The sequence below is a fragment of the Amycolatopsis sp. NBC_01286 genome (assembly GCF_035982555.1).
In the GTDB taxonomy this organism is placed as follows: domain Bacteria; phylum Actinomycetota; class Actinomycetes; order Mycobacteriales; family Pseudonocardiaceae; genus Amycolatopsis.
In genome coordinates, this window is sequence record NZ_CP108428.1 from 3,709,406 (window position 1) to 3,735,382 (window position 25,977).

Consider the following 25,977-nt stretch of genomic DNA (forward strand, 5'->3'; position numbering starts at 1 on the left):
ACAAATCACCAACACGTGTCGTGGCCTTGGCGGCGCGTCGCCGGAACGGCCGTACCCGGGAAACGCAGAGTCACCAGTGGAAGATCACCAGTGAAAGCCGCGGGACAGCCGGGCCAGCGCCGTCGCCGCGCGGGAGAGGTGTTTCTCGCCACGTCCGATCTTGAGCCCGCCCGAACCGCCCGCCGCGGTCGAATCCGGGAAGATCCGGAAACCCTGGTACGCGACGGCGTCGGTGAGGCCCGGCGTGAGCGTGTAGGCCAGCCCGATCGCCTGCCCGGCCGGCGTCCCGATGTGCTTCGGCCGCTCGAGGAGCGCCTTCATCACCATGTCCGCGGCCTGCTCCGGCGACTTCGTCGGGAACGCGTCGTAGATCTTCGTCGGCCGGATCATCGGCGTCCGCACGAGCGGCATGTGGATCGTGGTGAAGGTGATCCCGTCGCCGTGCGTCTCGGTCGCCGCGATGCGCGAGAAGTAGTCGAGCGCCGCCTTCGACGCCGCGTACGCCGAGAAGCGCGGCGCGATGCCCTGCACGCCGATCGACGACACGTTGACGATGTGCCCGAACTTCCGCTCGGACATGTGCGGCAGCACCGCGAGGATCAGCCGGACGGCGCCGAAGTAGTTGATGGCCATCGCGCGCTCGTAGTCGTGCATCCGGTCGTAGGACAGCCTGATCGACCGGCGGATCGACCGGCCGGCGTTGTTGACCAGCATGTCGATCCGGCCGTGCTCGGCGAGCATCGCGTCGACGGCCTTGTGCACCGAGTCCTCGTCGGTCAGGTCGGCCGGGTACACCGACGCCGTGCCGCCGGCCGCGATGATCTCGTCGCGCACCTCTTCCAGCTCGTGCTGGCGCCGCGCCACGAGCAGCGGGATCCCGCCCGCCGCGGCGACCTTCAGCGCCGTCGCGCGGCCGATGCCCGACGACGCGCCGGTGATGATCACGCGCCGGCCGTCCAGCTCGCCGCGCGGCCCGTGCTTGCGCGCGCGGAACGGGTCGAGGTGCTCGCGCCAGTAGCGCCACAGCGTCGCCGCGTAGTCCTCCAGCGGCGGCACCTCGACGCGGCCAGCGAGGGCCTTGCGCGTCGCGGTCGAGGAGAACACCGACGGGAACGCCATCGTCTCCAGCAGCACCGGCGGGATGCCGAGGCGCTCGAGCACGGCGTCGCGCGCGATGGTGAAGCCGGGGATGTGCTCGGACAGCTTGACCAGCCCGACGATGCCCCGCGAGAGGCGCTCGTTGAGCTGCACCGTGATCGTCGGGGCACCCGCGGCCTTCGCGAAGGCGTTGTACACCGAGACGACCGGCTGCGGTTCGGGGTTGACCAGGTGGAAGGCCTGGCCGTCGAGGCCCGGGCGGATCACCAGCTCCAGCAGCGCCTTGGCGACGTAGTCGACCGGGACGACGTTCGTGTCGCCGAGGTCGGGCCCGAAGATCGGCAGGTCCGGCAGCCCGGCGAGGCGGCTGATCGCGGGGAAGAGGTAGTACGGGCCGTCGACCTTGTCCATCTCGCCGGTGACGGAGTCGCCGACGACGACGGCGGGCCGGTACACCCGCCACGGCACGCTGTCCTGCTCGCGGACGATCTTCTCGGCCTCGAACTTGGTCCGGTGGTACGGCGTGACCAGCCGCTGGCCGGCGTCGAACATCTCCTCGGTGAAGACGCCGTCGTGATCACCCGCGACCGCCACCGACGAGACGTGGTTCAGGCAGCCGGCGCGCAGGTCCGCGGCGAGGTCGACGACGGCGCGCGTGCCGTCCACATTGGCCTTGACGCTGGCTTCGTCGTCGGCGGTGAGGTCGTAGAGCGCGGCCAGGTGCACGACGTGGTCGACGTGCCCGCGCAGCTCGTCGCGGTCCGTTTCGGACACTCCGAGCAGCGGTTCGCCGAGGTCGCCGGTGACCAGCGTGACGCGGTCGGAGTGCGGCCACTGGTCGACGAGCGCGGCCAGCTTGGCCCGCGAGGAGGCCCGCACGACCAGCGCCACGCGGTCGTCGTCGGGGCGGGAGAGCAGCAGCCGGGTGAACTGGCGCCCGATCAGTCCGGTCGCCCCGGTCACCAAGAACGTCGCCATCGTCGTCGCCTCACCTCTCGCCGCACACGCTGCCTGCCCCTGGGCATTGTGCTGCATCCGGGCGTCAGTGACCACCGTGGCACCACGTGATGTTACCCACGAGTAACTTAGGCCGGGTCCGCGATGACGACGCGGTTCTCCTCGTAGCCGTCCGAACCGCCGACCCAGCGGCCGCCGCAGGTGACCAGGACGACCCGGTGCGGGCCGGACTGGCCGAACAGCTCGTCGGCGCGGGCGGCCAGGTCGTTCTTGTGCACGGTGACCAGCTGGGAGACGGTGTAGCGCCAGGTCTTGCCCGCGCCGTCCACAATGGACACCTGGCCGCCGATGCGGTCGGTCCACAGCTCCGCGAACGGCCCGGTCGCGCCGCGCCAGTTGACGTGGCCGGCGAACACGCTCGCCCCGCCCGCCGCGGCCAGCTCGGCGCCCCACCAGGTCGCCTGGCCGAGGTCGGCGGGGATCGGCAGCTCGGCACCCGGCCCGAGTTCCTTGCGCACCAACGTCGCCGTGCCGCCGCCGGGCAGCCGGACGGTGCCCGGCTGCTGCGGCGCGGGCACCCGCGGGGTCTCCGCCGCCGGAGCCGCCGCGGTCGTCGTCGGCGGCGCAGGAGGCGGCGGTTGCGCAGAAGAAGGCGGCTTCGAAGTTGCAGGCGCCCCGCCCGGCGACCGCCCGGCCGCGGGGGCGGGCAGCGCCGTCCCCGCGACGACGGTCGTCGACGGCGGCGCGTCGATCACGCCGGTGGCGACCTGCACCGCCAGCACCGTCACCGCGCCCGCTGCGAAACCGGCCAGCAGCCGGGCTTTGCCTGCCATCCCGTTACCCGCGCGACGCCCGCCGAGCGGCGAAGCCGACCAGCGCGGAACCCAGCAGGGCGAGCAGGCCGAGCCCGGCCACGCCCAGCCCCGAGTAGCTCGTCTCGACCGTGCCGTGGGCCAGCGCGACCGGCTGGTCGCCCGCCGGGATGGCGTGCGGCACCTCGTTCGGCTTGTTCGACACGGTCAGCGCGAGGGTCTTGCCCGGCTCGATCTTCCCGCAGGCCGACGGCGGGTTCTGCGGGTCGTAGGCGTTCGTGTAACCCGGCGGCGGGCTGACCTCGACCACGCAGATGTCCTGCGGCGCCCGCAGGTTCTCGACGGTGACCCCGCCGGTCTTCCCGTCGGTGGTGACGACGGCGGGCTTGCCGTCGGCGCCGGTCAGCGGCTTGCCGTCCTGGCCCAGGGCGGCCGACGTCTTGTCCGTGCCGGTGATCCGCAGGACCGCGCCGCCGACGCCCTTGCCGCTGTTCGCGTCGACCTTGGTCACCTGCACCACGCCCGGCTTCGCGACGTTGACGACGCCCTGGGCGGTCAGTTCCTTCTCGCCGCCGGTCGAGACGACCCGCTGGACGCCGGTGTTGACCGGCGCGCGCACGTACGGCCGGTCGGCGGGGGCGGTGAGGGACGCGGCCAGCTCGGGCTTGTCCCCGGTCGGCGTCAGCTTGACCTTCACCGTGCCGTCCGCGCCGGTGTTGACCGTGACGTCCTTGGCCGCGGCCTGCGGGCTCGCGTTGCCCGCGGCCGTGGCGGCCTTCTGTTCGCCGAGCGTCGCGGCGGTCGCCGTCAGCTTCACCGGGACGTCGGCGACGCCCTTGCCCTTGGCGTTCTTGACCGTCACCGTCCACTCGCCGGCGGTGCCGGCGTGCTGGTCGTCCTTCGGCGTCGTGACCGACGCGGTCCACGGGCCGCGGTTGGTCTCGGCCTCGGTCGTCAGCCTGCTCACGGCGGCGACGGCGGCCGCGGGCAGCTTGCTCAGGTGGAAGTCCGCGTCGTAACCGATCTTGTCGGCGGTCAGCGACGGGTCGAGGTCGGCGGCCGAGCGCGGCGCCGCCGTCCAGGAGTGCAGCAGGTGCGCGAGCGCCGCGGCTTCCTCGGGCTTCTTCGTGTCGCCGTAGCGCAGCAGCAGGTACGAGATGTTGGCCGCCTGGTCCGCGGGCAGCTTCGTGCCCCACTTCGTCAGCAGCTCGTCGCCGGGCTTGTACTCCTCGTCGGTGTTCGGGGCCTTGAGCTGGAAGCTCACGCAGAACACCTGCTGCCCGCCGACGATGTAGGAGCCCAGCCAGTTGCGGCTCGGCGTCGGTTTCATCGGCTGCCCGGGCTTGACCTCGTAGCCGATGCCCTCCTGGGACGCCGCCGACGCCGCCGGGGCCCCGACCGTCACCGAGAGGGTGCCGAGCAGGGCGGCCGCGACCAGGCCGGTGAGCGCGCGTCGACCCGCGCGCGGGCGTGCAGACCACCCCATGGTGTTTCGACTCCTTCGACGGTCCCGCGCCGACGTCGGGGTGTCGTCGCAGGTCACACGTTTGATCAAGTCCCAGGTGCGCTTTCGGTGAAGATCCGAACACGCCAAGTGAGGGTCGCTCGAACGGGTTGGGGATGTCTAGCGTCCATCGGGTGCCTGTCGGCGAACGGTCGTGACGTCGGTCGCATACGGTGTGCGCGAGGACCGCTGACCAGGTGTCGAGTAAAGTCGTCTTTACTCGACGGGAACCGCGCGTCCCCGACGGTCGTTGGACCCGATGCAGCGTTGATTCACGCAGCTTGATTGACAAAGCAGCAGATCCAGGAGGATCAGGTGCGTTCCAGTAGCAACCCGGCGTTCCGCAACCTGCCAAAGGGCGGAACGCAGACTCACGGCCAGTACGGCCCCCCGGTGGGCTTCAACCAGCCCCAGGGCGGCGTGCCCGGGTACGGCCCGGGACAGGTCTCCTCCGGCGAGGGCGACCGCCCGATGACGGTCGACGACGTCGTCGTCAAGACGGGCATGAGCCTCGGCACCACGCTGCTCGTCGGGATCGTCACGGCGATCTGGGCGCAGAACCAGCTGGCCGACACCGGCCGGCTGTCCGGCGCGCTCATCGGGGCGATGCTCGGCGGCCTGGTCGTCGGGCTCGTCATCTCGCTGGTGATCATTTTCAAACAGAAGGCGAGCGCGCCGCTCACGCTCGTCTACTCGGCCGCCGAAGGCCTGTTCCTCGGCGCGCTGAGCGGCGTGTTCGAGGTGATCTACCCGGGCATCGCGCTGCAGGCGATCGTCGGCACCATGGGTGTCTTCATCGGCATGCTGGTGGTCTACAAGACCGGCGCGGTCAAGGTGACGCCGAAGCTGACCAAGTGGATCGTCGGCGCCGTCGTCGGTGTCGCGATCCTGATGCTGTTCAACCTGATCAGTGCGCTGGCCTTCGGCTTCAACCCGCTGCGTGACGGCGGCCCGATCGCCATCATCTTCAGCATCGTCTGCATCGGCATCGCGGCCTTCAGCTTCCTGCTCGACTTCGACCAGGCGGACCGGATGATCCGCGAGGGCATGCCGTCGAAGTGGGCCTGGTACGTCGCCTTCGGCCTGATGACCACCCTGGTCTGGCTGTACCTGGAGATCCTGCGACTGCTGTCGTACCTCCGCGAGTAAGCTGGCTCACCGTCCTGCAGTGAAGGCGCTCCGTAATCGACGGGGCGCCTTTTCTGTCGGTAAATGTCTCATCCGTGGACCCCGCTGCGGACGCTGATCACCCTGCGTGTTTGATGTGCCGGTCAGTTCTCTTTCACATGTGTGAGGTTCACAGTGAGCGTTCCCCCTCCGGCCCCCGGGGGCCAGCAGCCGGTGGGTCAGCCCGATCCCTATGGGCCGCCTCCCGGCGGCCAGCAGCAGCAGTACGGCCAGCCGCAGTACGGCACGCCGCCGCAGGGCCAGCCGCAGCCGCAGTACGGCACGCCGCCCCAGGGCCAGCCGGTCCAGGGGCAGCCCGGCCAGTACGGCCCGCCGCCGGGTCAGCCCGGCCCGTACGGCCCGCCGCCCGGCCAGCCCGGTTACCCGCCCGCGCCGCCGGTTCCGCCGAAGAAGTCGAAGGCGCTCTGGATCCGCCTCGCCATCGTCGCGGTGATCGTGATCGTCGGCGGCACGCTGGCGATCATCAACTTCGCCACGTCGCCGGCCAGCTCGAACGCCGGTGACTGCCTGTCGGTCACCGAGTTCACCTCGGGTGGCGACGAGCCGAGCAAGGCCGACTGCAACGACCCGAGCGCGAACGTGAAGATCGCCAAGAAGCTGGACAGCTCCAGTGACTCCTGCCCGGGCGGCAGCGACGCGGCGTACGACACCTACACCGTCAGTGGCCGCAGCTCCTACAAGCTGTGCCTGATGATCAACGCCAAGCAGGGCGACTGCCTGACGAACTTCACCTCGAAGACGCAGGGCTACAAGAAGGTCCCGTGCTCCGACCCGTCGAAGGACGGCGAGCTCGTCAAGGTCGTCAGTGGCCAGGCCGACCAGAGCGTCTGCGAGGGGACCGACGCCACGCGCGTCGCGGTCTACCCGGAGCCGGCGACGACGATGTGCGTCAAGACGAACGAGTAACACCGCAAGACCGGAGAAGGCCCCTTCGCCTCGGCGAGGGGGCCTTCTCGGCGTTCAGGGGCTACTGGATTGCTCCATTCGTCCCACACTGTGCGACGGGCTGCGACGGACCCGGCCCGGTCCTAGCTTTGATCGTCCTGCTCCGCCGATCCGAGCCTGGAGTACTGGTGGCGACGACCGAATCCCCCGTCGGTGACAAGAAGTTCCTCGAGTTCCCCACCTCCTGCGCCGCGCCCGTGCCGCGGCCGGAGGAACCCGTCCGCGTCGTCCCGCTGGCCGTCGCCGGCGTCCTGGCGGTGGGCCTGACCTGGTACGTCTGGGCGAGCTACGGCGCCAAGTTCGGCGTCCTGCTGCTGCTCGGCCTGGGCCTCGGGCTCGCGCTGTTCCACTCGCGGTTCGGCTTCACGTCGGCGTGGCGGCAGCTGATCGCCGTCGGCAACGGCCAGGGCCTGCGGGCCCACACCGTCCTGCTCGGCACGGCCGCGACGCTCATCGCGCTGATCGCGGGCACCGGCAGTGGGCTGTTCGGCAGCAAGCCGGCGCCGACGGCCGGCCCGCTCGGGCTCGCCCTCTTCGTCGGCGCGACGCTCTTCGCGATCGGCATGCAGCTCGGCGGCGCCTGCGCGTCCGGCACGTTGTTCGCGGTCGGGTCGGGCCAGTCGGCCATCGTGCTGACGCTGGGCGGGTTCATCACCGGCTCGGTGCTCTACACCTGGGCGTACCCGGTGCTGAGCGGCTGGCCGGAGTTCAAGGGTGTGCTGCTGGCCGACCACGTCGGCTGGTTCGGCTCGTGGGCGATCACCATCGCCGTGCTCGCCGGGATCGTGGTGGTCACCCGCGCGGTGCAGAAGCGCCGCACGCCGCCGCCGGTGGACGCCGTGCCGACCGCGCGTGGTTTCGCGCGCGTCTTCCGCGGCTCGTGGCCGATGCTCGCCGGCGCGCTCGTGCTCGGCGTGCTGGCCGGCGCGGTGTTCCTGGTCTCGGGCGGGATCTGGGGCGTCACCAGCGCGTTCTCGTTGTGGGGCGCGAAGATCCTGCAGGTGTTCGGGCTGCACCCGGAGAGCTGGGCGTTCTGGCAGCAGAAGGCGAACGCGACGTCGCTGGCCAGCCCGATCTGGAAGGACAAGAACAGCCTCACCGACGTCGGGATCATGATCGGCGCGGCGGTGGCCGCCGCGGCCGCGGGCGCGTGGAAGATCCACAGCTCGATCCCGTGGCGCACGGCGGTCGCGGCGATCCTCGGCGGGATCATGATGGGCGTCGGCGCGCGGATGGCGGGCGGCTGCAACATCGGCGCGTACCTCGGCGGCATCTCCACCGGCAGCCTGCACGGCTGGCTGTGGGGCGTCTTCGCGCTCGGCGGCACCTGGATCGGGCTGAAGCTGCGGCCGCTGTTCGGGCTCGCGAACCCGGTTCCGACCGACAGCATCTGCTGAGACGTTTTTGTCGGTGGCCCCCGGTAGTCTCGCGGACGAAACCACTACCTGGGGGAATTGTTCCTGATGTCAACGCAAAGTACGGCCGCCGCGCCGCAGGGTGACGCGCTCGACGCGGGGGTGCTGAAGGTCGCGTCCGTGGTGGTGCTGGGCGCCATCATGGCGATCCTCGACACCACGGTCGTCAACGTGGCGCTGCAGAAGCTCACGATCGAGTTCTCGACGTCGTTCGACGTCATCCAGTGGGTCGCCACCGGCTACCTGCTCGCGCTCGCCACGGTGATCCCGATCACGGGCTGGGCGTCGGACCGCTTCGGCACCAAGCGGCTCTACATGGTCGCGATCGTGCTGTTCCTGGCCGGCTCGATGCTCGCGGGCCTGGCGTGGAACATCGAGACGCTGATCGGATTCCGCGTCCTGCAGGGCTTCGGCGGCGGCATGCTGATGCCCTGCGGCATGACGATCCTGACCCGCGCGGCGGGTCCACAGCGGATCGGGCGCGTGATGGCGGTGCTGGGCGTGCCGATGCTGCTGGGCCCGATCGGCGGCCCGATCCTCGGCGGCTGGCTGGTCGACGCCGTGAGCTGGCGCTGGATCTTCTTCATCAACGTGCCGATCGGCGTCGTCACGCTGCTGCTGTCGTGGCGGCTGCTGCCGAAGGACGAGCCGGAGGCGGCGTCCCGCTTCGACTTCGCGGGCATGCTCATGGTGTCGCCGGGGCTCGCCGCGCTGATCTTCGGCGTCTCGAAGATCCCGTCCGCGGGCGGCGTCACGGCCGTCGAGGTCTGGCTGCCGGCGCTGGGCGGCCTGGCGCTGCTGGTGGCGTTCGTGCTGCGCGCGCTGCGCGTGGCCAATCCGCTGGTCGACCTGCGGCTGTTCAAGAACCGCGCGTTCACCTCGGCGATGGTGACGATGTCGCTGTTCTTCGTCGCGTTCCTCGGCGGGATGATGCTGCTGCCGACGTACTTCCTGCTGGTGCGCGGCGAGACGACGCTGCACGCCGGGCTGCTGCTGGCCCCGCAGGGCTTCGGCGCGATGATCACGATGCCGATCGCCGGCCGGCTCGCCGACAAGGTCGGGGTGCGCAAGATCGTGCTGCCGGGCATGGTGCTGCTGGTCGGCTCGATGGCGATGCTGACCCAGGTCACCGCGACCACGCCGTACTTGGTGCTGCTGTCGGCGCTGTTCGTGATGGGCCTGGGCATGGGCTGCACGATGATGCCGATCACGACGTCCGCGCTGCAGACGTTGCAGCCCAAGGACATGGCCCGCGCGTCCACAGCCACGAACATCGTCCAGCAGACCGCGGGCGCGATCGGCTCGGCGGTGATGGCGACGATCCTGGCGGCCCTGCTGGCGGGCAAGTTCGGCGTCCCGACGGCCCAGGGTCAGCTCGCGGCCACGGCGGCGATCATGAACCCGGCCACCCACGAGGCGGCCACCGGCCTGGCCGCGGACGCCTTCTCGACGACGTTCGTCTGGTCCCTGGTCCTGGTGGTCCTCTGCGTGATCCCGGCACTCTTCCTCCCGAAGTCCCGCCCGACCGCCCCGGCGGTCCCGGAAGGCGAGGAGCTGACCCCACCAGTAATGCTCCACTGACCGAGTCACGCGCCCAATCACGCGAGTCACGCGCCCAATCACGCGAGATGCGCGCCCAATCACGCGAGCCGACCTTCTGGGTACGCGACCCGACTCTCTGGGCACGCGAGCCGACCCCCGGTGCGCGGGGGTCGGCTGGGTCACGTCGGTGGGTTGTGATCGCGGGGCCGACACGGCCCCGTCGTCCGGGTTCGCCGTGTCGACCCTCTGATCACGCGAGTTGACCTCCCGATCACGCGTGTCGGCGTCCGGATCACACCTCCGGACGCGCCGAAGGCCACCACCGAGACTTCCGGTGGTGGCCTTCGGCCGTTCAACGACTCAGGAGAGGCGTTCGATGATCAGCGCCATGCCCTGGCCGCCGCCCACGCACATCGTCTCCAGGCCGAACTGCTTGTCGTGGTGCTGCAGGGAGTTGATCAGCGTCGACGTGATGCGTGCGCCTGTCATGCCGAACGGGTGGCCCACCGCGATCGCGCCGCCGTTGACGTTCAGGCGGTCCAGGTCGATGCCCAGGTCGCGGTACGACGGGATGACCTGCGCGGCGAACGCCTCGTTGATCTCCACCAGGTCGATGTCGCCGATCGACAGGCCCGCGCGGGACAGCGCCTGCTTGGACGCCTCGACCGGGCCGTAGCCCATGATCTCCGGCGACAGGCCCGTCACGCCCGTCGACACGATCCGCGCCAGCGGCGTCAGGCCCAGCTCACGCGCCTTCGTGTCGGACATGACGACGAGTGCCGCCGCGCCGTCGTTCAGCGCGCAGCAGTTGCCCGCCGTGACGCGGCCGTCCGGGCGGAACACCGGCTTCAGCCCCGAGACGCCCTCCACCGTGACGCCCGCGCGGGGGCCGTCGTCCTTCGAGACGACCGTGCCGTCCGGGAGCGTCACCGGGGTGATGTCCTTGGCCCAGAAGCCGTCCGCGATGGCCTTCTCGGCCAGGTTCTGCGAGCGGACGCCGAACTCGTCCATGTCCTCGCGCGTGACGCCCTTCTGCCGCGCCAGGTTCTCCGCGGTCTGGCCCATCGCGATGTAGACGTCGGGGACGTCCCCGGCGGTGCGCGGGTCCGTCCAGCTGTCGGTGCCGGACTCCGCCGTCGACGCCGTCCGCTTCTCGGCGTCGGCGAACAGCGGGTTGTGCGTGTCCGGCCAGGAGTCCGAGCTGCCCCGCGAGAAGCGCGACACGGTCTCGACGCCGGCCGAGATGAAGACGTCGCCCTCGCCGGCCTTGATCGCGTGGAACGCCATCCGGGTCGTCTGCAGGCTGGACGAGCAGTAGCGCGTGATGGTGCAGCCGGGCAGGTGGTCGTAGCCGAGCTCGACGGCGACCGCGCGGCCCATGTTGAACCCGGACTCGCCGCCCGGCAGGCCGCAGCCCAGCATCAGGTCGTCGATGTCGGTGGGGTCGAGCTGCGGCACCTTGGCCAGTGCCGCCTGGATCATCTGCACGGTCAGGTCGTCGGGTCGCATGCTGACCAGCGAGCCCTTGTTGGCGCGCCCGATCGGCGAGCGCGCGGTGGAGACGATGACGGCTTCAGGCATGACGTGACACATCCTCGTATCGCGAGCTAAGCGTGCTAAGCGGTTGCTCACCATAGTGCCGTGAACCACGCCCGGGACAAAGCCGAACGCGACCAAGGCAACAGCCGAGCTGGCAGGATCACCCGGGTGGGGACCGAGGCGCGGGTGCTGGGCACGAGGACGATCCTGCTCTGGGGCGCGGGCCTGCTGCTGCTCGCCGGGCTGGCGGCGACGCTGTTGCTGTCGCTGCTCGGCGGGGGCCGGCCCGAGGACTCCGCCCGGCTGGACGCGCTGCGCACCGCGGCCAACATCGTCGTCGGCACCGGGGGTGCGGCCGCGCTGCTGCTGGCCGCCCGGCGGCAGCGCTCCGCCGAGCTGGACCTGGTGCAGAAGGACCACGACGCCACCGAACGCCGGGTCACCGAGATGTACAGCAAGGCCGCCGACCAGCTCGGCAGCGAGAAGGCGCCGGTCCGGCTCGCCGGGCTCTACGCCCTCGAACGGCTCGCCGGCGGGTACGCGCCGCACCGGCAGACCATCGTCAACGTGCTCTGCGCGTACCTGCGGATGCCGTTCAAGCACAACTCGAAGAACGCCGAGGAGCTGCAGGTCCGCAAGACCGCGCAGCGCATCCTGATGCTGCACCTGCGCGCCGGGTCCGTCGAACAGCCGAACGAAGGGTTCTGGCCGGACGTCGACCTCGACTTCTCCGGGGCGACGCTCGTCGGGCTGAACCTCACGCACTGTTCGATCCGGTCGATCGTCTGCTACGAGACGACGTTCCTCGAACTCGTGTCCTTCCGCGGCACCGAATTCCGCACCAAAGCCGACTTCAACAAAGCGGCTTTCAAGGACCGTGTCGATTTCCGTGGCACCGTTTTCGGCGGCGACCGTGACTCCTTCAACGGCGCCGTCTTCGCAGGTCCGGTCGATTTCGGGACGAAGACCGCGGCCCGGCTCGCCGGCGCCGAGGCGCAGCGCGGCTTCGCCAGGACCTGGCCCCCGGACTGGGAAGAACGCCCGATCGCCGACCGGCCGAACCGCGCGCGATTGACTCGAAAGGACGCACCGCCGGATGCCGGCACCCGATAGGATCGGTTTCGGAAAGAGCTTCGTCATTCCGAAACCCGGGGGAGGTGAGCCGGATGGTCGAACATCGAGGCACTTGCTGGGCCTTCCTGCCTTCTCTGATGGGTCGCGACCGCGCGCACGGCGCCGGGCGGGACCTCCGGGACGGGATGACGGCTCAGCGTGCGGCGACCCTCGGGTCTGTGAATCGGCACCGGTAGCGGCTTGGTGGCTTAGCGACACGCCGGCGCCGGAACGGCCCGACCTCGCGCACAACGCCCGTCACTTCCGACGCGCACCCGGAGACCGCCCGGAGGCCTTGCCACGTGCTGAGTGGACAACGCCACCGGTAGGCCGTTTAGGCTGACGGCGTGGAGTACGCAGAGCACATCGCAGACCTCGTGGGCAACACCCCGCTGGTCAAGCTGAACTCGTTGACCAAGGGGCTCAAGCCGCTCGTGCTGGCCAAGGTCGAGTACCTGAACCCGGGTGGCTCGGTCAAGGACCGGATCGCGCTGCGGATGATCGAAGCGGCCGAGAAGTCCGGCGCCCTGCGCCCCGGCGGCACGATCGTCGAGCCGACGTCCGGCAACACCGGCGTCGGGCTGGCCATGGTCGCCCAGCGCAAGGGCTACAAGTGCGTCTTCGTCTGCCCGGACAAGGTCAGCGAAGACAAGCGCAACGTGCTCAAGGCGTACGGCGCTCGCGTCGTGGTGTGCCCGACGGCGGTCGCGCCCGAGCACCCGGACTCCTACTACAACGTCTCCGACCGCCTGGTCCGCGAGATCGACGGCGCCTGGAAGCCCAACCAGTACGCCAACCCGCAGAACCCGGAGAGCCACTACCTCTCGACCGGCCCGGAGCTGTGGAAGCAGACCGACGGGAAGATCACCCACTTCGTCGCGGGTGTCGGCACCGGCGGCACCATCTCCGGCACCGGCAAGTACCTCAAGGAGGTCAGCGACGGCGCCGTCCAGGTCGTCGGCGCCGACCCCGAGGGCTCGGTCTACTCCGGCGGCAGCGGCCGTCCCTACCTGGTCGAAGGCGTCGGCGAGGACTTCTGGCCGGACACCTACGACCGCCAGGTCGCCGACGAGATCATCCCGATCTCCGACGCCGACTCGTTCCAGGTCACCCGCCGCCTCGCGCTCGAAGAGGGCCTGCTGGTCGGTGGCTCGTGCGGGATGGCGGTCGCGGCCGCGCTGAAGCTCGCCGAACGCCTCACCGAGGACGACGTCGTGGTCGTGCTGCTGCCCGACGGCGGCCGCGGCTACCTGACGAAGGTCTTCAACGACACCTGGATGTCCTCCTACGGCTTCCTGCCGCCGGACTCCTCGGGCGCGACGGTCGCCGACGTGCTGACGAAGAAGAGCGGTCAGCTGCCGGCCCTGGTGCACTCGCACCCGAACGAGACGGTCGCCGAGGCCATCGCGATCCTGGCCGAGTTCAGCGTCAGCCAGATGCCCGTGGTCAGCGCGGAGCCGCCGGTGATGGCGGCCGAGGTCGTCGGCGCGGTCAACGAGCGCGACCTGCTCGAAGCGCTGTTCACCGGCAAGGCCCAGCTGGCCGACCGGCTCGACCGGCACATGTCCCCGCCGTTGCCGACGATCGGCGGCGGTGAGCAGGTGGGTTCCGCGATGACGGCGCTCGAGGGGGCCGACGGCGCTCTCGTGCTGGTCGACGGCAAGCCGGCCGGCGTCGTCACACGGCACGACCTGCTGGGTTTCCTGGCCGGTCGGTGACCAGAAGCCGAAGAAGGTCTTAATCGGCGGACCCGGCTGGGGCGTTACGAGCGCCCTGCCGGGTGATCCGATAGCGTGGGCGCAAATAGAACACTTTCGCGTCCTCGTCAAGGGGGTTCAAGACCCACATGAGTGCACCGCAGCCACCGAACCAGCCGTGGGGTGGCAACCAGCCACCTCAGGGCCCGCCGAGTGGCCCCCATCCGCAGCAGGACAACCCGTTCGGTAGTCCGGAGCCGACGCAGGTCGTGCAGCCACAAGGCGGTTCCCCGTTCGGGGAGACGCCGGAACCGACGCAGGTCGTCCAGCCCGCCCAGCCGGGTGAGGGCGGGGCGGGCGCGACCCAGGCGCTGCCGCCGGTCGACGCGAACGCGACGCAGTGGGTGAACCCGGCCGGCGGTGACGCCCCGGTCGCGGACTCCACGCAGCTGGTCCCGCCGGGATCCCAGCCGCCGCCGGCGATCCCGTACAACCCGCCGCCGAGCGCGGCCGACAACCCGGCCGCGGCGTTCGGCCAGCAGCAGGGTGGGTACGGCCAGCCGGGTGGTTACGGGCAGCAGCAGCCGGGCGGCTTCGGCCAGCCGGGCCAGCCGCCGCAGGGCTTCGGCGGGCCGCCCGGGTTCGGTGGTCCCCAGCAGCAGCAGTTCGGGGGTCCGCCGCAGCAGCAGTTCGGCGCGTCGCCGGCCGGCGGCGGCAACCCGCTGTTCGGCTACATCGCGGCCGGTCTGCTCGCGATCTTCGGCCTGCTCGCGGTGGTGTTCTTCTTCGTCGACATGTTCGACAGCGACTTCACCACGTACTCCGACGCCGTCGGCAAGGTCACCGATCAGCAGATCCAGGCGGCCAAGGACGCCGGGCAGTACATCTCGCCCGGCGCGTTGACCATCTACTACATCCTGGTGCTGGTCGGCGGTCTGGCCGCGCTGGGCGCCGCCGTGTTCACGTTCCTGAAGAACAAGATCGCCTCGTTCCTGGCGGTCGGTGGCGGCGCGGTGCTGCTGATCTTCGCGATCCTGATCATGATCGAGCTGAGCATCGACGTGCCGGACGGCGCGACGATCAAGTTCGGCAACGGCCAGGCGCTCTACCTCGTCGCCGGGATCTTCGTGCTGGCGATCGGCGTGCTGGGGCTCCTCCCGGCGACCAAGCAGTTCGTCGGCCTCGGTGACGGCGCGGCCGCGTCGACCGGTCCGCAGGGCTTCGGCGGTCCGCCCGCGGGCTTCGGTGGCCCGCAGCAGGGCTTCGACGGTCCGCCGCAAGGCTTCGGTGGCCTGCAGCAGCAGCCCGGGTTCGGCCAGCCGGGGCAGCCCGGACCGCCGCCGCAGGGCTTCGGCCAGCCGCCGCAGGGTTACGGCCCGCCTCCGGGCTACGGCCAGCCGGGCGGCCCCAACCCGGCCAGTGGCGGCTTCCCGCAGCCGCAGGGTGGCGGGTTCCCGCCGCCGCACCAGCAGCCGCAGCAGCCGGGTGGCTTCGGCCAGCCGGGTCAGCCGCCGCACGGCTACCCGCAGCAACCGGGCCAGCAGCCGGGTCAGCCGCCGCAGGGCTGGGGCCAGCCGCCGCAGCAGCAGGGCCCGCCCAGCGGAGGGTTCGGTCAGCCGCCGCAGCAGTGGTGAGTGAACACCGTTTTCGTGCCCCGGAGCCATTTCGGCTCCGGGGCACGCTGCATTTATAGCGAGGCGTGCAATTGTCCGAATAGGACAAGCGGTCGGTGAATCGCGCGCCGTGATCGCGTGACAGGATTTCTGCCTCTAGCGCAGGAAAATGATCTTGGGTTCCGCCGTCCGGCCGAATTCCGATATTTTTTAGGACTACTTCCCCAGGTGCAGACTAGGCTGAGCGCCGATGTTCGTGTTCTGTCGATGGGGGATTCGTGGCCGGTCCGCTCGGTTACCCGGTAGCTCATTCGCATTCGTATTCATCCGCTAGGCCGTCCGGAGTAACGGCCGTTCTCGCCGGATTGCTCGGTTTGCCGGCCGCCGTTGCCGCCGGATTCGTGCCGGTCAAGATCTTTCTCGACATGCCCGCCGAATTCAGTCTCGGCATGCTGCCCGCGTTGGTGCTGGTCGATCTGGGCGCGTTCCTCCTCGCCGGGCTCGTGCTGTTGCTCGGCTCGCTGGCGACGTTGTTCCGCGCGACCGCGGGGGCGGTCCTGCTCGGGCTCGGCGCGCTGCTGGCGATCGGTGCCCTGCTGACCGAGCCGCTGTCGGCCGGGGTGCCGCTGTCGCGGTTCGTCGACGCGATGTTCACCCACGGCGGCCTCGCCATGGTCGACCGGGTCGGCCTCGCCGGGCTCTCGGTGTTCGTGCTGGTACTGGCCTTCCTGCCGCCGACGTTCCGCTACCTGCGCTACCGCGCGCCCACGCTGCCCGTGTTCACCGGCCAGGGCGCTTACACGTCCGAGAGCTGGTGATCGCGCGGTCACCCGCCGTGGCCCTATCCTCGGCGCGTGATCTTCTCCGCGCTCACCTCCGCCACCGGCCGGACGGCGCGGGCCGCCGCGGCCCTCGCCGTCCTCGGCGGGCTGCTCTACCTGGCCGGCCTGCTCCTCGACGTCGTCGCGCTGGTCCGGTTCCCGGGTGACGCGCCCCGCACGGCCGTCCACGCGGCGGTCGACCTGCTCCTCACGGCGGTGCTGCTGCCCGGCGGCGTCTTGCTGATGCGCCACGACCCGCTGGGCCGCCTCGGCTGCATCGCGGGCAGCGCGACGGCGATCGTCGCGACGCTGACGTCGCTGCTGCTGGCAGCGACCGGGCTGGCGTACGTCGACCTCGGCGGCCCCGGTGACCTGGCGGCCGGCGGGGTGCTGGCGCTGGTCCTGGTGCTGCCCCCGGCCCTCGCGACGCTGGCCCTTTCGGCGGCGGCGCCGACCGCCCGCTGGTGCGGCCTCCCGGTCTCTGGACGTGAGTGACGAGAGCCATCCCACCTGCCGGGAATGTACGGCCCGGGCCGTACGCTGAAGGGATGGTGGACGACTACTCCGAACTGGGCTTCGAGACCCGCGCGATCCACGCCGGTCAGAAGCCCGACCCCCGCACCGGCGCGGTGATCGTGCCCATCTACCAGACTTCGACCTACGCGCAGGACGGCGTCGGCGGTACTCGCGAGGGCGATTACGAGTACTCGCGCACCGCGAACCCGACCCGCAGCGCGCTGGAAGAGGCCCTCGCCTCGCTGGAGGGCGGCCGGCACGCCCTCGCCTTCGCGTCCGGCATGGCCGCGTCCGACGTGGTGCTGCGCAGCACGCTGCGCCCCGGCGACCACCTCGTGCTCGGCAACGACGCCTACGGCGGCACGTTCCGCCTGATCGACAAGGTGCTCAGCCTCTGGGGCGTCGAGCACACCGTCGCGGACCTCGGCAACCTCGACGAGGTGCGCGCCGCGATCCGGCCCGAGACCAAGCTGATCTGGTGCGAGTCGCCGACCAACCCGCTGCTCGGCATCGCCGACATCGCCGCGCTGGCCGGGGTCGCGCACGACGCCGGCGCCCGCCTGGTCGTCGACAACACCTTCGCGACGCCGTACCTGCAGAACCCGCTGTCGCTCGGCGCGGACATCGTGCTGCACTCGACCACCAAGTACCTCGGCGGTCACTCCGACGTCGTCGGCGGCGCGATCGTCACCAACGAGGACGAGCTGCGCGAGCAGTTCTTCTACCTGCGCAACGCCGCCGGCGCGGTCCCCGGGCCGTTCGACGCGTGGCTGACCCTGCGCGGCATCAAGACCCTGGCCCTGCGCATGGAGCGGCACAGCGACAACGCCGAGCTGGTCGTGCAGGCGCTGCTGAAGCACCCGAAGGTCGCGAAGGTCTACTACCCGGGCTTGCCGGAGCACCCCGGCCACGAGATCGCGGCGAAGCAGATGCGCCGCTTCGGCGGCATGGTCTCGTTCAGCCACGTCGACGGCGAGCAGGCGGCGCTGGACGTCGCCGCGCGCACGAAGCTCTTCATCCTTGCGGAGTCGCTCGGCGGCATCGAGTCGCTGATCGAGCACCCGGGCAAGATGACGCACGCGAGCACCGCGGGCTCGACGCTGCAGGTGCCGGCGGACCTGCTGCGCCTCTCGGTCGGCATCGAAGACGGCACCGACCTGGTCGCCGACCTGCTGACCGCGCTCGGCTGACGTCCTGAACACAGCGAAACGGCCCCGGAACCGACTGGTTCCGGGGCCGTTCCGCGAAGGCTTCGCGCAGGTCAGGGGTTGTAGTTGCCGTGCACCACGGTGCCGGGCTTCGGGGTGCCCGCGGCGGGCAGGTCCGCGCCGTCGACGCAGCCGCCGACCAGCTCGACGTGGCTGTCGTGGCGGATGTACTGAGCCGGCGACGCGCACGAAGCGCTGTCCACCGTGATGTAGGCGGCTCCGGTGAGGGCGGCGGCCGACGCCAGCCCGATCACGAGCGGGACCAGCCCGGCGGAGCGGGTGGCGCGCGCCCGTTGAGCGGCGTTCGCGGGTTTCCCCCGTGCCATGGTTGCTCCCTGTTTACCGCAAGTTGACACGCCAAGGGTACCCGGCTCCCGGTCCGATCAACCTGTGGATCTCCTGAGTGGCATCATCCGGCTCATGGAACTCGTCACCATCGAGCGGATCCAGGCCGCCCGCGAACTCCTCAAAGGAGTGACCCGGGTGACGCCGATGGAGCACGCGCGCGACCTGCGCCGGCTCCACGGCGGTCCGGTGCACCTGAAGTGCGAAAACCTGCAGCGCACGGGCTCGTTCAAGATCCGCGGCGCCTACACCCGCATCCACGGCCTCACCGACGAGGAGCGCGCGCGGGGCGTCGTCGCGGCCAGTGCCGGCAACCACGCGCAGGGCGTCGCGCTCGCGTCGTCGCTGCTCGGCGCCCGGTCGACGGTCTTCATGCCGCTGCGGGCGCCGCTGCCGAAGCTGGCCGCCACGCGCGGTTACGGTGCCGAGGTCCACCTGCACGGCGCGCTGCTCGAAGAGACCCTCGCCGCCGCGATCGAGTTCGGCGAGCGGACCGGCGCGGTGTTCATTCACCCCTTCGACCACCAGGACGTCATCGCCGGCCAGGGCACGGTCGGGCTCGAGATCCTCGAGCAGGTGCCCGGGGTCAAGACGATCCTCGTCGCCACCGGCGGCGGCGGGCTGGTCGGCGGGGTCGCCTCGGCCGTCAAAGCGGTGCGGCCGGACGTCAAGGTCATCGGCGTCCAGGCCGAGGAGGCCGCCGCGTACCCGCCGTCGCTGGTCGCGGGCGCGCCCGTCCGGCTGAGCCAGACGTCGACCATGGCCGACGGCATCGCGGTCGGCGAGCCGGGCCCGGTCAGTTTCGCCCACGTCGCGTCGCTGGTCGACGACGTCGTGACGGTGTCGGAGCAGTCGCTCTCGCGGGCGGTGCTGCTCTGCCTGGAACGGCGCAAGCTGGTCGTCGAGCCCGCCGGCGCGGCCACCGTCGCCGCGCTGCTGCAGCACCCCGGCGCGTTCGAGCCGCCGGTGGTGGCGATCCTCTCCGGCGGTAACGTCGACCCGGTGCTGCTCCTGCAGATCATCCAGCACGGCATGACCGCGGGCGGCCGCTACCTGCGGCTGCACCTGCGGGTCCCGGACCGGCCGGGGTCGCTCGTGGGCGTGCTGTCGTGCGTCAGCGGGCAGGGCGCGAACGTGCTCGACGTCGAGCACTCCCGGATCTCCGGCAGCCTCGACCTCGGCGAGGCCGACGTCGCCCTGGCGCTGGAGACCCGCGGTCCCGAGCACTGCAAGGAGATCGAGATCGCGCTGACGAACGCCGGATATACGGTCGTCTAAGGCTTTCCGGTCACAGCCGCTCGCCGGTGATCGCCGCCAGCGCCAGGACCGTGGCCTCGGCGGAGACCTCCGACGGCGCGGCGAACCGCCGGGCCCGGATGTGGGCGACCAGGTCCGGATCCGGCGGCACCCCGTGCTCACGCAGGTAGTACCCGACGGCGCCGGGCCAGGCCCACGCCCCGTCGGTGCGGAAGTTCATCGGCACGGCGTCGGTCCGCTCCGGCGCGAACACGTCGGCGCCGTTGCTGCGGGACGCCAGGATGACCGGCGCCGCCTCCAGGTAGGCCAGCAACCGCTCGATCTCGGCCGGGACGAGGGCCGGCCGCCGGATGACCGGCCGGCCCGACGCGTCGAGACCGTCGTGGACGCGGGGCGTGCGCACCTTCTCGTCCGGGCCGAGCGGCGCCTGCGGGACCGGGGTCGACGTCGGCAGGCCGGCCCGCTCCCGCAGCCAGCCGGGGATCTGCTCGTCGGCGCGCGGGAAGAACCGCAGCTCGTCCTGGAAACCGATGGGCGGGGGCTGGTGCCGGAACGGCGGTTCGAGGTCCGGCCGCCCGAAGTCGGCGTCGGCCGGCCCGCCGGGGTCGAACACGAGGACCGCGCCGAGCCAGGTGCCGAGCCCGGGCTGGTACATGCCCGCCCGCAGGACGCCGAGCAGCCGCACGGCTTCCGGGTGCGGCGGCAGCGTCCGGGGGAGCCCGTCCGGGGCGGTCACCAGCAGGTCGGCCTCGATGTGCCGCCCGGCCGCGCGGTACTCGACCCGCAGCTGCCGCCAGCCCGGTGGCACCTGCCCCGTCAGCACCGCGCCGATCTGCCGGACGAGCTCATGCTGCTGCTCCGGCCGCAACGGTCCTCGTGGCTGGCTCACGGTTCATCCCCCTCCGGGTTCACTGACGAGCGGCCGCGGTCACGAACCGAGCTTCGCCCGGAACCACGGCGGGGTGTTTTCGGGGGTGCGCGGGTAGCGCTCCTGGTCCAGCGCGTACTGCTCGGGCGCCGGCGGGTTCCGGAACGGCGGCTCGTCGTCCCGGTTGAACCGCGCCTGGAACCGGTCGGGCCGGTCGATCACCATGTCCATCGAGTACCACGTGCCGATGCCGTCGGCGTACATCCCCCGGCGCAGTTTCGCCAGCGGCTTCGACACTTCCCGCGGCACGGGCACCGGCTGCCGGGCGCCGTTGTCCAGCGCCGCGCCGAGCCCGACGTCGACGTGCTTGCCGACGGCCATGAAGTCGAACACCAGCCGCTGCCAGTTCGGCGGGGCCGCCGCGATGAGCGACTCGGCGATCTCGCCGAGCAGCTCGTTCTGCTCGATGGGGGTCAGCGTCATGCTGTCCGGTCCTCCGTTTTCGTCCACCGGTGGGGGATTCGTCGTGGTGACCCTAGTCTTCCGGCACCGCCACGGCCGCCGCGTCGGCCAGCACCGCGCGCAGCCAGTCCGGGATCCGCTCGTCCGCACGGGGAAAAGCGGCGACGTCGCGGGCGAACGCCACCGGCGGCAGCTCCGGGAACCACCGCGGGTCCTGGTCGTAGTTGAACGACGCCTCGGGCTCTTCGCCCGCGCGCAGCCGGAAGCTCGCGGAGAACCAGGTGCCCCGGCCCGGCTGGTACATCACCTCGCGCAGCGCGGCGATCAGGTTCGTCACCGCGGGCGGCGCGACCTCCGGCGAGCTGCCGTCGGCCATGGCGACCGTCAGTTCGGTCTGGTAGGCCACGACCGTCGCCCACACCCGGAACGTGACGCGCCGCCAGTTCGGCGGCAGCGCCAGCCCGACCGCGTCGAAGATCGCCGGGACCAGCTCATCAGGGCTCGCCATAACGCCTCACCGTCGCGTTGGGGTCGATGTTCTCCGGCACGTTGACGAACACCCGCTCGTACACCCGGGAAACGCGCTCGCCCGTCTCCGGGTCGACCTCGGTGACCCGCCACCGCATGACGTCCTCTTCGGACAGTCCGTCGGCCCGCCGCGGCGTGCTCACCTGCAGCAGTTCGACCTCACGGTCGGGTGGGTTGTGGTACGAGGCGAGCTGTTCCTCCTGGCGCCGCCAGGTTTCCGGCGGATCCCAGCCGTCGCGGGCGTGCCCGCTGTTGGACGCGGCCATCTGCCCGTGCATGTTGCCGTAGCCCGGGGGGCCACCGCCCTCGGTGGAGACGAGGTGACCGCCCGCCCACCGGACTTCGCCGTGGTCGGGGTCGCCGCGGTAGGCGTTCTGACCTTCGTGGCCCGCCCGGCCCTGCCCGGTGAACCGGCCGCCGGCGTCGCGGTAGTCCTCGTTCGACTCGCGGTACTCGGGCTGCCCCGTCGCGGCGTCCGTCTGGCCACGGGCATCCGTGTGGTAGTCCAGTTTCTTCGCCGGGTCGTTGAAGTTGTCGACGCGGTACTGGCAGTCGGGCAGCAGCGGGTAGTTGAAGTCCGGGTTCGCGGGCAGCTTGACGCCGTCGGCCGTCCGGCCGCCACCGGGCGTGCACTCCACCCACTTGACCTTGCCCTCGGAGTCGGTGAAGAACCGCGTCTCCGACGCGATCTCCCCGGTCTTGGTCTTGTTGACCACCCGGTATTCGGTGTCGGGCTTGAGCTCGACGTCGCCGAGCACCCGGGGCTGGGTCGGCACCGGTGTCGAGAAGTCGCCCGGCGTGGTGCGGTCCCGCGGGCGCGGGCCGGACTCGATCGTCTGCGGCGAGTCGGGCGGCCGGTGGTACGGGTTGGCCGGCGAGTCGTGCGGGTGCTCGTGCCCGGGGCGGTCGAAGTCGACGAGCCGTTCGTCGTACCTCGGGTCCGTGGGCGAGATTTCGTGCTCGCCCCAGCCGTCGAGGTCGAACTCGTCGTCGTCTTCGTCCGCGTGGGAGGGCGAGCCGTCCTCGTCGCCATCGCCGCGGTGCCGGGCACTCTCGGCGTCGACGTCGTGCGGGTCGCCGTGGTGGCTGTCCGGCGCGAAGCCGTCGTCGCCGGCGCGGTGGGCCGTGCCGTCCGGGTGGTGGGTGTTCCACTCGCCGTCCGGCGGGATGCGCGGGCGCATCTTCCCGTCCGGGCCGATTTCGTAGTCGGACGAGAAGACCCGGCCGTGCGCATCGGTCCACGCCGGCTTCGTCGGGGCCATCACCTCGGTGTCGAGCTCACGGGAAAGCCGGTGCGCGAAGTCGTTGGAACTGGCGTCGCACCCGATCAGTCGGACGGGCCGGCCGTCGTAGTCACCGTTGCGGCGCAAGACATCCGCGAACTCTTCCGGCGTGTAGAGCCGGTCACCGATGCGGGCGTGGCCATCCGGAGTGACGTGCACATCGACGGTGTAGCGGCCATCGGGATCGGGCTGCACGCGGTGCGGCAGGTCGCCCATGTCCGGGTCACCGGCGTGGTAGGAGCTACCGGACGGCGTGCTTTCGGCGTGCCGCGCGTTGACCTCGTCCGGGCTGAGCGGCTCGCCGTGGTGGGGCGGACTGCCGTCCGTGTCGTGGTGGCCGCTTTCGTTTTCGTGCGGACGGTGTTCGTGCGGGCCGTGGCTTTCGGGATTGTGCGGACCACCGGGACCGGTGTGCCCGGGACCGCCCGGCCGGGTGCCGGGGGTGTGGCCGCCGGGGCGGGTGTCGGGCCCGTGGGTGCCGGGCCCGAAGCCGCGAGCCGCCGGCGCGGGCGCATCCGGAGTGCGCGGTCGCGGGGCGTCACCAGGCCGCCCCTCGGGGAGATCGCGGCCGGGACGCGGACGTCCATCGGGAATGTCAGTGCGCGGGCGGCCTTCAGGAAGGTCGGTGCGCGGCCGCCCTTCAGGGAGGTCGGTGCGTGGGCGCCCCTCGGGAGTGCCGGTGCGTGGACGGCCGTCGGGCAGGTCGCCGCCGGTGCGGGGCCGCCCGGGTGCGTCGACGTGCGGCGAGTGCGCCCCGGGGCTGCCCGGGGTACCGGTCCAGCCGGCACCGCCACCGGTGCGCGGGGTACCGCCACCAGGCCCACCGCCACCGCCGGGCCCGCCACCGGGCGGCATACCCCCACCCATCGGCGCGCCACCCTGCGGCGGAACACCGGAGGCGGCACCGTCCCCACCGCGCGGCGACGGGAACTGACCCCCCGGATCACCGGTGTGCAAGGGGGCGGGAGCGGTACCACTGGCGGAGGTGGTGCCATCGCCCCGCAGCGGCGCGGCACTGCCAGGACTGTCCCCACCGGCGTGCGAGCCGGGCCCATCAGCCCGCCCAGCGGGCGACGAGTGCGAAGGGCTCCCCGAGCCGGAGTGACCGGGCGCCCCGGAGTGTGTCGGTGCGGGGCCACTGTCGGCGGCCCGCACGGAGGGGCTGGAGTCCCCGGAATGCGAGGGAGAGCTGTCACCCGCACGGGTCGGCGACGAGCTCGAATCGCCGACGCGGGAGGGCGAGTTGTCACCCGCGTGTGCGGAGGGACTGCTGTCGGTGGCTCGTGCAGAGGGGCTGGAGTCGCCCGCGTGCGTGGGCGAACTATCGCCAGCGCGTGCCGCGGGGCTGGAATTTCCGGCGTGGGAAGCCGAGCTTTCGCCCGCATGCGTGGAGGGGCTGCTGTCCGCGGCCCGCGCGGAGGGGCTGGAGTCTCCGGCGTGCGAGGGCGGGCTGTTGCCCGCCCGGGTCTGCGAAGGGCCGTTGTCCGCGGCCCGCGCGGAGGGGCTGGAGTCCCCGGCATGCGTGGGCGAACTGTCGCCGGCGTGTGCCGAAGGGTTGGAATTCCCGGCGTGGGAAGGCGAACCGTCCGCGGCGCGGGAAGGCGCGTTGTCGCCCGCATGTGCGGAAGGGCTGCTGTCCGCGGTCCGCGCCGACGGGCTGGAGTCGCCCGCGTGCGTGGGTGAGCTGTCCCCGGCGTGGGAAGACGAGCCGTCCCTAGCGTGCGAAGGCGAGCTGTCGCCCGCGCGGGTCGACGGGCCCACGTTCCCCGCCTGCGAGGGAGAGTCACCGCGAGCCGTCGAGGGGCTCGAGTCGCCGGTCGGCGAGCCCCCGTCGCTGGCCGATGTGTTGCCGTCGGGTGCGTTGTCGCCGCTCGGAGAACCGGGCTCCTCGCGGCTCGGACTCCGACGTGAGCCCGCGTCGGGCGAGGAGTCCGTGTTCATCGGGTCCGCACTCGGCGAGTCCGAATCCCCGTGGCTGCCACCGGAATCGGTCGCGGAATCACCGGAGCCGTCACCGCTGTGGGAACCGTCGGAACCGTCCGGCGAGCTGTCGCCTTCCGAACCGCCGTGGGCTCTCGTGTGGACGCCTCCCTCGCCCTTGGGGACCTTGTGGACGAAGCCGCCCTCCTTGATCTTCAGCCCGTCCAAGCCGCTGACCTTGCCCAGGACCTTGCCGAAGACTTTGGCGATCTTCTCGAAGATGTCGACGAGCTTCGACAGCAGCGGCGACACCTTGCGGATCGTGTCGGTCAGCTTCTTGAGCAGGTCGCCGATCTTCTTGCCCCACTTGGCGATCGCGGCCGACGCCTGTGCGACGACGACCGGTGTGCCGAAGCCCAGTGAGAAGACTTCCTCCATCACCCACGCGATGAGCTTGCCGACCAGGTCCGCGATCAGCTGGCGCACGGTCTCCCGGACGAACGAGACGACCTGGCCCATGATCATGGTGACCGTGCTGATCGCGCCGGCGACCGTTGCCGCGCCGGACAGGGCGTCGCTGTGCTCGGTGGCGAACTTGCGGTACGCGTCGGCGCCCGCGCCCTGCCAGCCGGCCGTGCCCGTCTTGACCGCGTTGTCGAAGTCGGTCTTCCGCTCGCCCAGCGCCTTCGAGACGTTGCCCCAGGTGTCCGCGTACGACTGGATGACCGGCGGGTTGCCCGCGAGCGAGTCCAGCATGTCCTTCAACGGCTGGATGTGCTCCATCAGGAACGACGCCACCGACGACATCAGGTACCCGAACGGGTCGACGGCCGCGCCCGCGATCTCGCCGGCCAGGCTCAGCACACCCAGGCCGCCGGAAACCCAGTCGCCGTCCTTGATCCCGTTGAACGCGTCCATCGACGACTCGGCGATGCCGATGCCGCCGGCCCAGCCGTAGTCGCCGTTGCCTGCGGTCAGCGCGCCCGGCCCGTCGGGGTCCTGCTTGGCGTCCGCGACGAGCGGGTTGCCCTCGGGCATCAGGCACCGTCCGTGGACTTGGTCAGATCGTCGGCGACCCCGGCTTCGTAGGTGTGGTACGCCGCCGCGGCTCCGCGCACCTTGCCGGAGACGGCGGTCATCGCCTGCACGGCGTCCTTGAGCGCGTCGATTCCGTACTGCTCCACCGGGTCGAGCAGCATCCGGAACGGCTGGCAGAGGATGCCGTAGGCGTCCGTCGGCATGCTGACCTGGTTCGCCGCGTCGACGGCCTGCTGCAGCCCGTCACCGATGGCGTCCAGCTGCTTGGCGTGCGCGGTGAGGTCGGTGCTGAGTTCCACGTCTGACAC

The 25,977-nt window shown here is 71.3% G+C and carries 21 protein-coding genes; 11 read left to right on the forward strand and 10 right to left on the reverse strand.

The features are described from left to right. Positions 1-84 precede the first annotated feature (84 nt). From OG570_RS18015 to OG570_RS18025, 3 genes are all read right to left on the reverse strand, one after another. Positions 85-2,076: an SDR family oxidoreductase gene (locus OG570_RS18015; RefSeq protein ID WP_247057745.1), complete on the reverse strand. Its 1,992-nt coding sequence runs from the start codon at positions 2,074-2,076 to the stop codon at positions 85-87. Between the two features lie 107 nt (positions 2,077-2,183). Next, positions 2,184-2,888: a class F sortase gene (locus OG570_RS18020; RefSeq protein ID WP_326957822.1), complete on the reverse strand. Its 705-nt coding sequence runs from the start codon at positions 2,886-2,888 to the stop codon at positions 2,184-2,186. 4 nt (positions 2,889-2,892) lie between these two features. Continuing rightward, entirely contained in the window at positions 2,893-4,353 is a 1,461-nt protein-coding gene (locus tag OG570_RS18025; RefSeq protein WP_326957824.1) for a hypothetical protein, read from the reverse strand. 333 nt (positions 4,354-4,686) lie between these two features. Between OG570_RS18025 and OG570_RS18030 the strand changes: the two genes are divergently transcribed. The 4 genes from OG570_RS18030 to OG570_RS18045 all read left to right on the forward strand — a co-directional run bounded on the left by OG570_RS18030 (position 4,687) and on the right by OG570_RS18045 (position 9,500). Then, positions 4,687-5,520, forward strand: coding sequence for a Bax inhibitor-1/YccA family protein (locus OG570_RS18030; protein WP_326944385.1), 834 nt, complete (start codon positions 4,687-4,689; stop codon positions 5,518-5,520). A 153-nt stretch (positions 5,521-5,673) separates the two neighbouring features. Continuing rightward, positions 5,674-6,465, forward strand: a complete 792-nt coding sequence (locus OG570_RS18035; protein WP_326957826.1) for an LppU/SCO3897 family protein — start codon at positions 5,674-5,676, stop codon at positions 6,463-6,465. Between the two features lie 167 nt (positions 6,466-6,632). Next, positions 6,633-7,901, forward strand: a complete 1,269-nt coding sequence (locus OG570_RS18040; RefSeq protein WP_326957828.1) for a YeeE/YedE family protein — start codon at positions 6,633-6,635, stop codon at positions 7,899-7,901. 66 nt (positions 7,902-7,967) lie between these two features. Next, positions 7,968-9,500: a DHA2 family efflux MFS transporter permease subunit gene (locus tag OG570_RS18045; protein ID WP_326944382.1), complete on the forward strand. Its 1,533-nt coding sequence runs from the start codon at positions 7,968-7,970 to the stop codon at positions 9,498-9,500. Between the two features lie 321 nt (positions 9,501-9,821). Here OG570_RS18045 and OG570_RS18050 read toward each other — a convergent pair whose 3' ends face one another. Beyond that, the gene (locus OG570_RS18050; protein WP_326957830.1) at positions 9,822-11,042 is read right to left on the reverse strand and encodes an acetyl-CoA C-acetyltransferase; all 1,221 of its coding nucleotides are present in this window, start codon (positions 11,040-11,042) and stop codon (positions 9,822-9,824) included. 126 nt (positions 11,043-11,168) lie between these two features. Here OG570_RS18050 and OG570_RS18055 point away from each other — a divergent pair, with 126 nt between their 5' ends. From OG570_RS18055 to OG570_RS18080, 6 genes are all read left to right on the forward strand, one after another. Then, positions 11,169-12,113: a pentapeptide repeat-containing protein gene (locus tag OG570_RS18055; RefSeq protein ID WP_326957831.1), complete on the forward strand. Its 945-nt coding sequence runs from the start codon at positions 11,169-11,171 to the stop codon at positions 12,111-12,113. A 347-nt stretch (positions 12,114-12,460) separates the two neighbouring features. Further along, positions 12,461-13,831: a cystathionine beta-synthase gene (locus OG570_RS18060; RefSeq protein WP_326944379.1), complete on the forward strand. Its 1,371-nt coding sequence runs from the start codon at positions 12,461-12,463 to the stop codon at positions 13,829-13,831. Between the two features lie 128 nt (positions 13,832-13,959). Continuing rightward, the gene (locus tag OG570_RS18065) at positions 13,960-15,444 is read left to right on the forward strand and encodes a hypothetical protein (protein ID WP_326957832.1); all 1,485 of its coding nucleotides are present in this window, start codon (positions 13,960-13,962) and stop codon (positions 15,442-15,444) included. Positions 15,445-15,848: 404 nt separating this feature from the next. Continuing rightward, the gene (locus OG570_RS18070; RefSeq protein ID WP_326957834.1) at positions 15,849-16,241 is read left to right on the forward strand and encodes a hypothetical protein; all 393 of its coding nucleotides are present in this window, start codon (positions 15,849-15,851) and stop codon (positions 16,239-16,241) included. Between the two features lie 36 nt (positions 16,242-16,277). Next, a complete protein-coding gene (locus OG570_RS18075) occupies positions 16,278-16,739 on the forward strand; it encodes a hypothetical protein (RefSeq protein ID WP_326957836.1) in 462 nt (153 codons plus the stop codon). A gap of 53 nt (positions 16,740-16,792) precedes the next feature. Further along, positions 16,793-17,950: a cystathionine gamma-synthase gene (locus OG570_RS18080; RefSeq protein ID WP_247057719.1), complete on the forward strand. Its 1,158-nt coding sequence runs from the start codon at positions 16,793-16,795 to the stop codon at positions 17,948-17,950. Between the two features lie 71 nt (positions 17,951-18,021). Here the strand turns inward: OG570_RS18080 and OG570_RS18085 are convergent, their stop codons facing one another. After that, positions 18,022-18,294, reverse strand: coding sequence for a hypothetical protein (locus tag OG570_RS18085; protein WP_326957838.1), 273 nt, complete (start codon positions 18,292-18,294; stop codon positions 18,022-18,024). Positions 18,295-18,388: 94 nt separating this feature from the next. Between OG570_RS18085 and ilvA the strand changes: the two genes are divergently transcribed. Beyond that, positions 18,389-19,591: a threonine ammonia-lyase gene (ilvA, locus tag OG570_RS18090; protein WP_247057714.1), complete on the forward strand. Its 1,203-nt coding sequence runs from the start codon at positions 18,389-18,391 to the stop codon at positions 19,589-19,591. A gap of 10 nt (positions 19,592-19,601) precedes the next feature. Here ilvA and OG570_RS18095 read toward each other — a convergent pair whose 3' ends face one another. The 5 genes from OG570_RS18095 to OG570_RS18115 are packed head-to-tail and all read right to left on the reverse strand — an operon-like array spanning position 19,602 to position 25,977. Continuing rightward, positions 19,602-20,459, reverse strand: a complete 858-nt coding sequence (locus tag OG570_RS18095) for a ferredoxin (protein ID WP_326944374.1) — start codon at positions 20,457-20,459, stop codon at positions 19,602-19,604. A 39-nt stretch (positions 20,460-20,498) separates the two neighbouring features. Continuing rightward, complete coding sequence (locus OG570_RS18100) at positions 20,499-20,921, reverse strand: hypothetical protein (RefSeq protein WP_326957840.1); 423 nt, start codon at positions 20,919-20,921, stop codon at positions 20,499-20,501. A gap of 52 nt (positions 20,922-20,973) precedes the next feature. Beyond that, positions 20,974-21,408 carry a hypothetical protein gene (locus OG570_RS18105; RefSeq protein ID WP_326957842.1) on the reverse strand — a complete coding sequence of 145 codons (435 nt, stop codon included), beginning with the start codon at positions 21,406-21,408 and terminating at the stop codon, positions 20,974-20,976. After that, entirely contained in the window at positions 21,395-25,669 is a 4,275-nt protein-coding gene (locus tag OG570_RS18110; protein ID WP_326957844.1) for a hypothetical protein, read from the reverse strand. The genes OG570_RS18105 and OG570_RS18110 overlap by 14 nt, the downstream gene beginning before the upstream one ends. Beyond that, positions 25,669-25,977: a type VII secretion target gene (locus OG570_RS18115; protein WP_326957846.1), complete on the reverse strand. Its 309-nt coding sequence runs from the start codon at positions 25,975-25,977 to the stop codon at positions 25,669-25,671. Before OG570_RS18115 ends, OG570_RS18110 begins: the two co-directional genes overlap by 1 nt.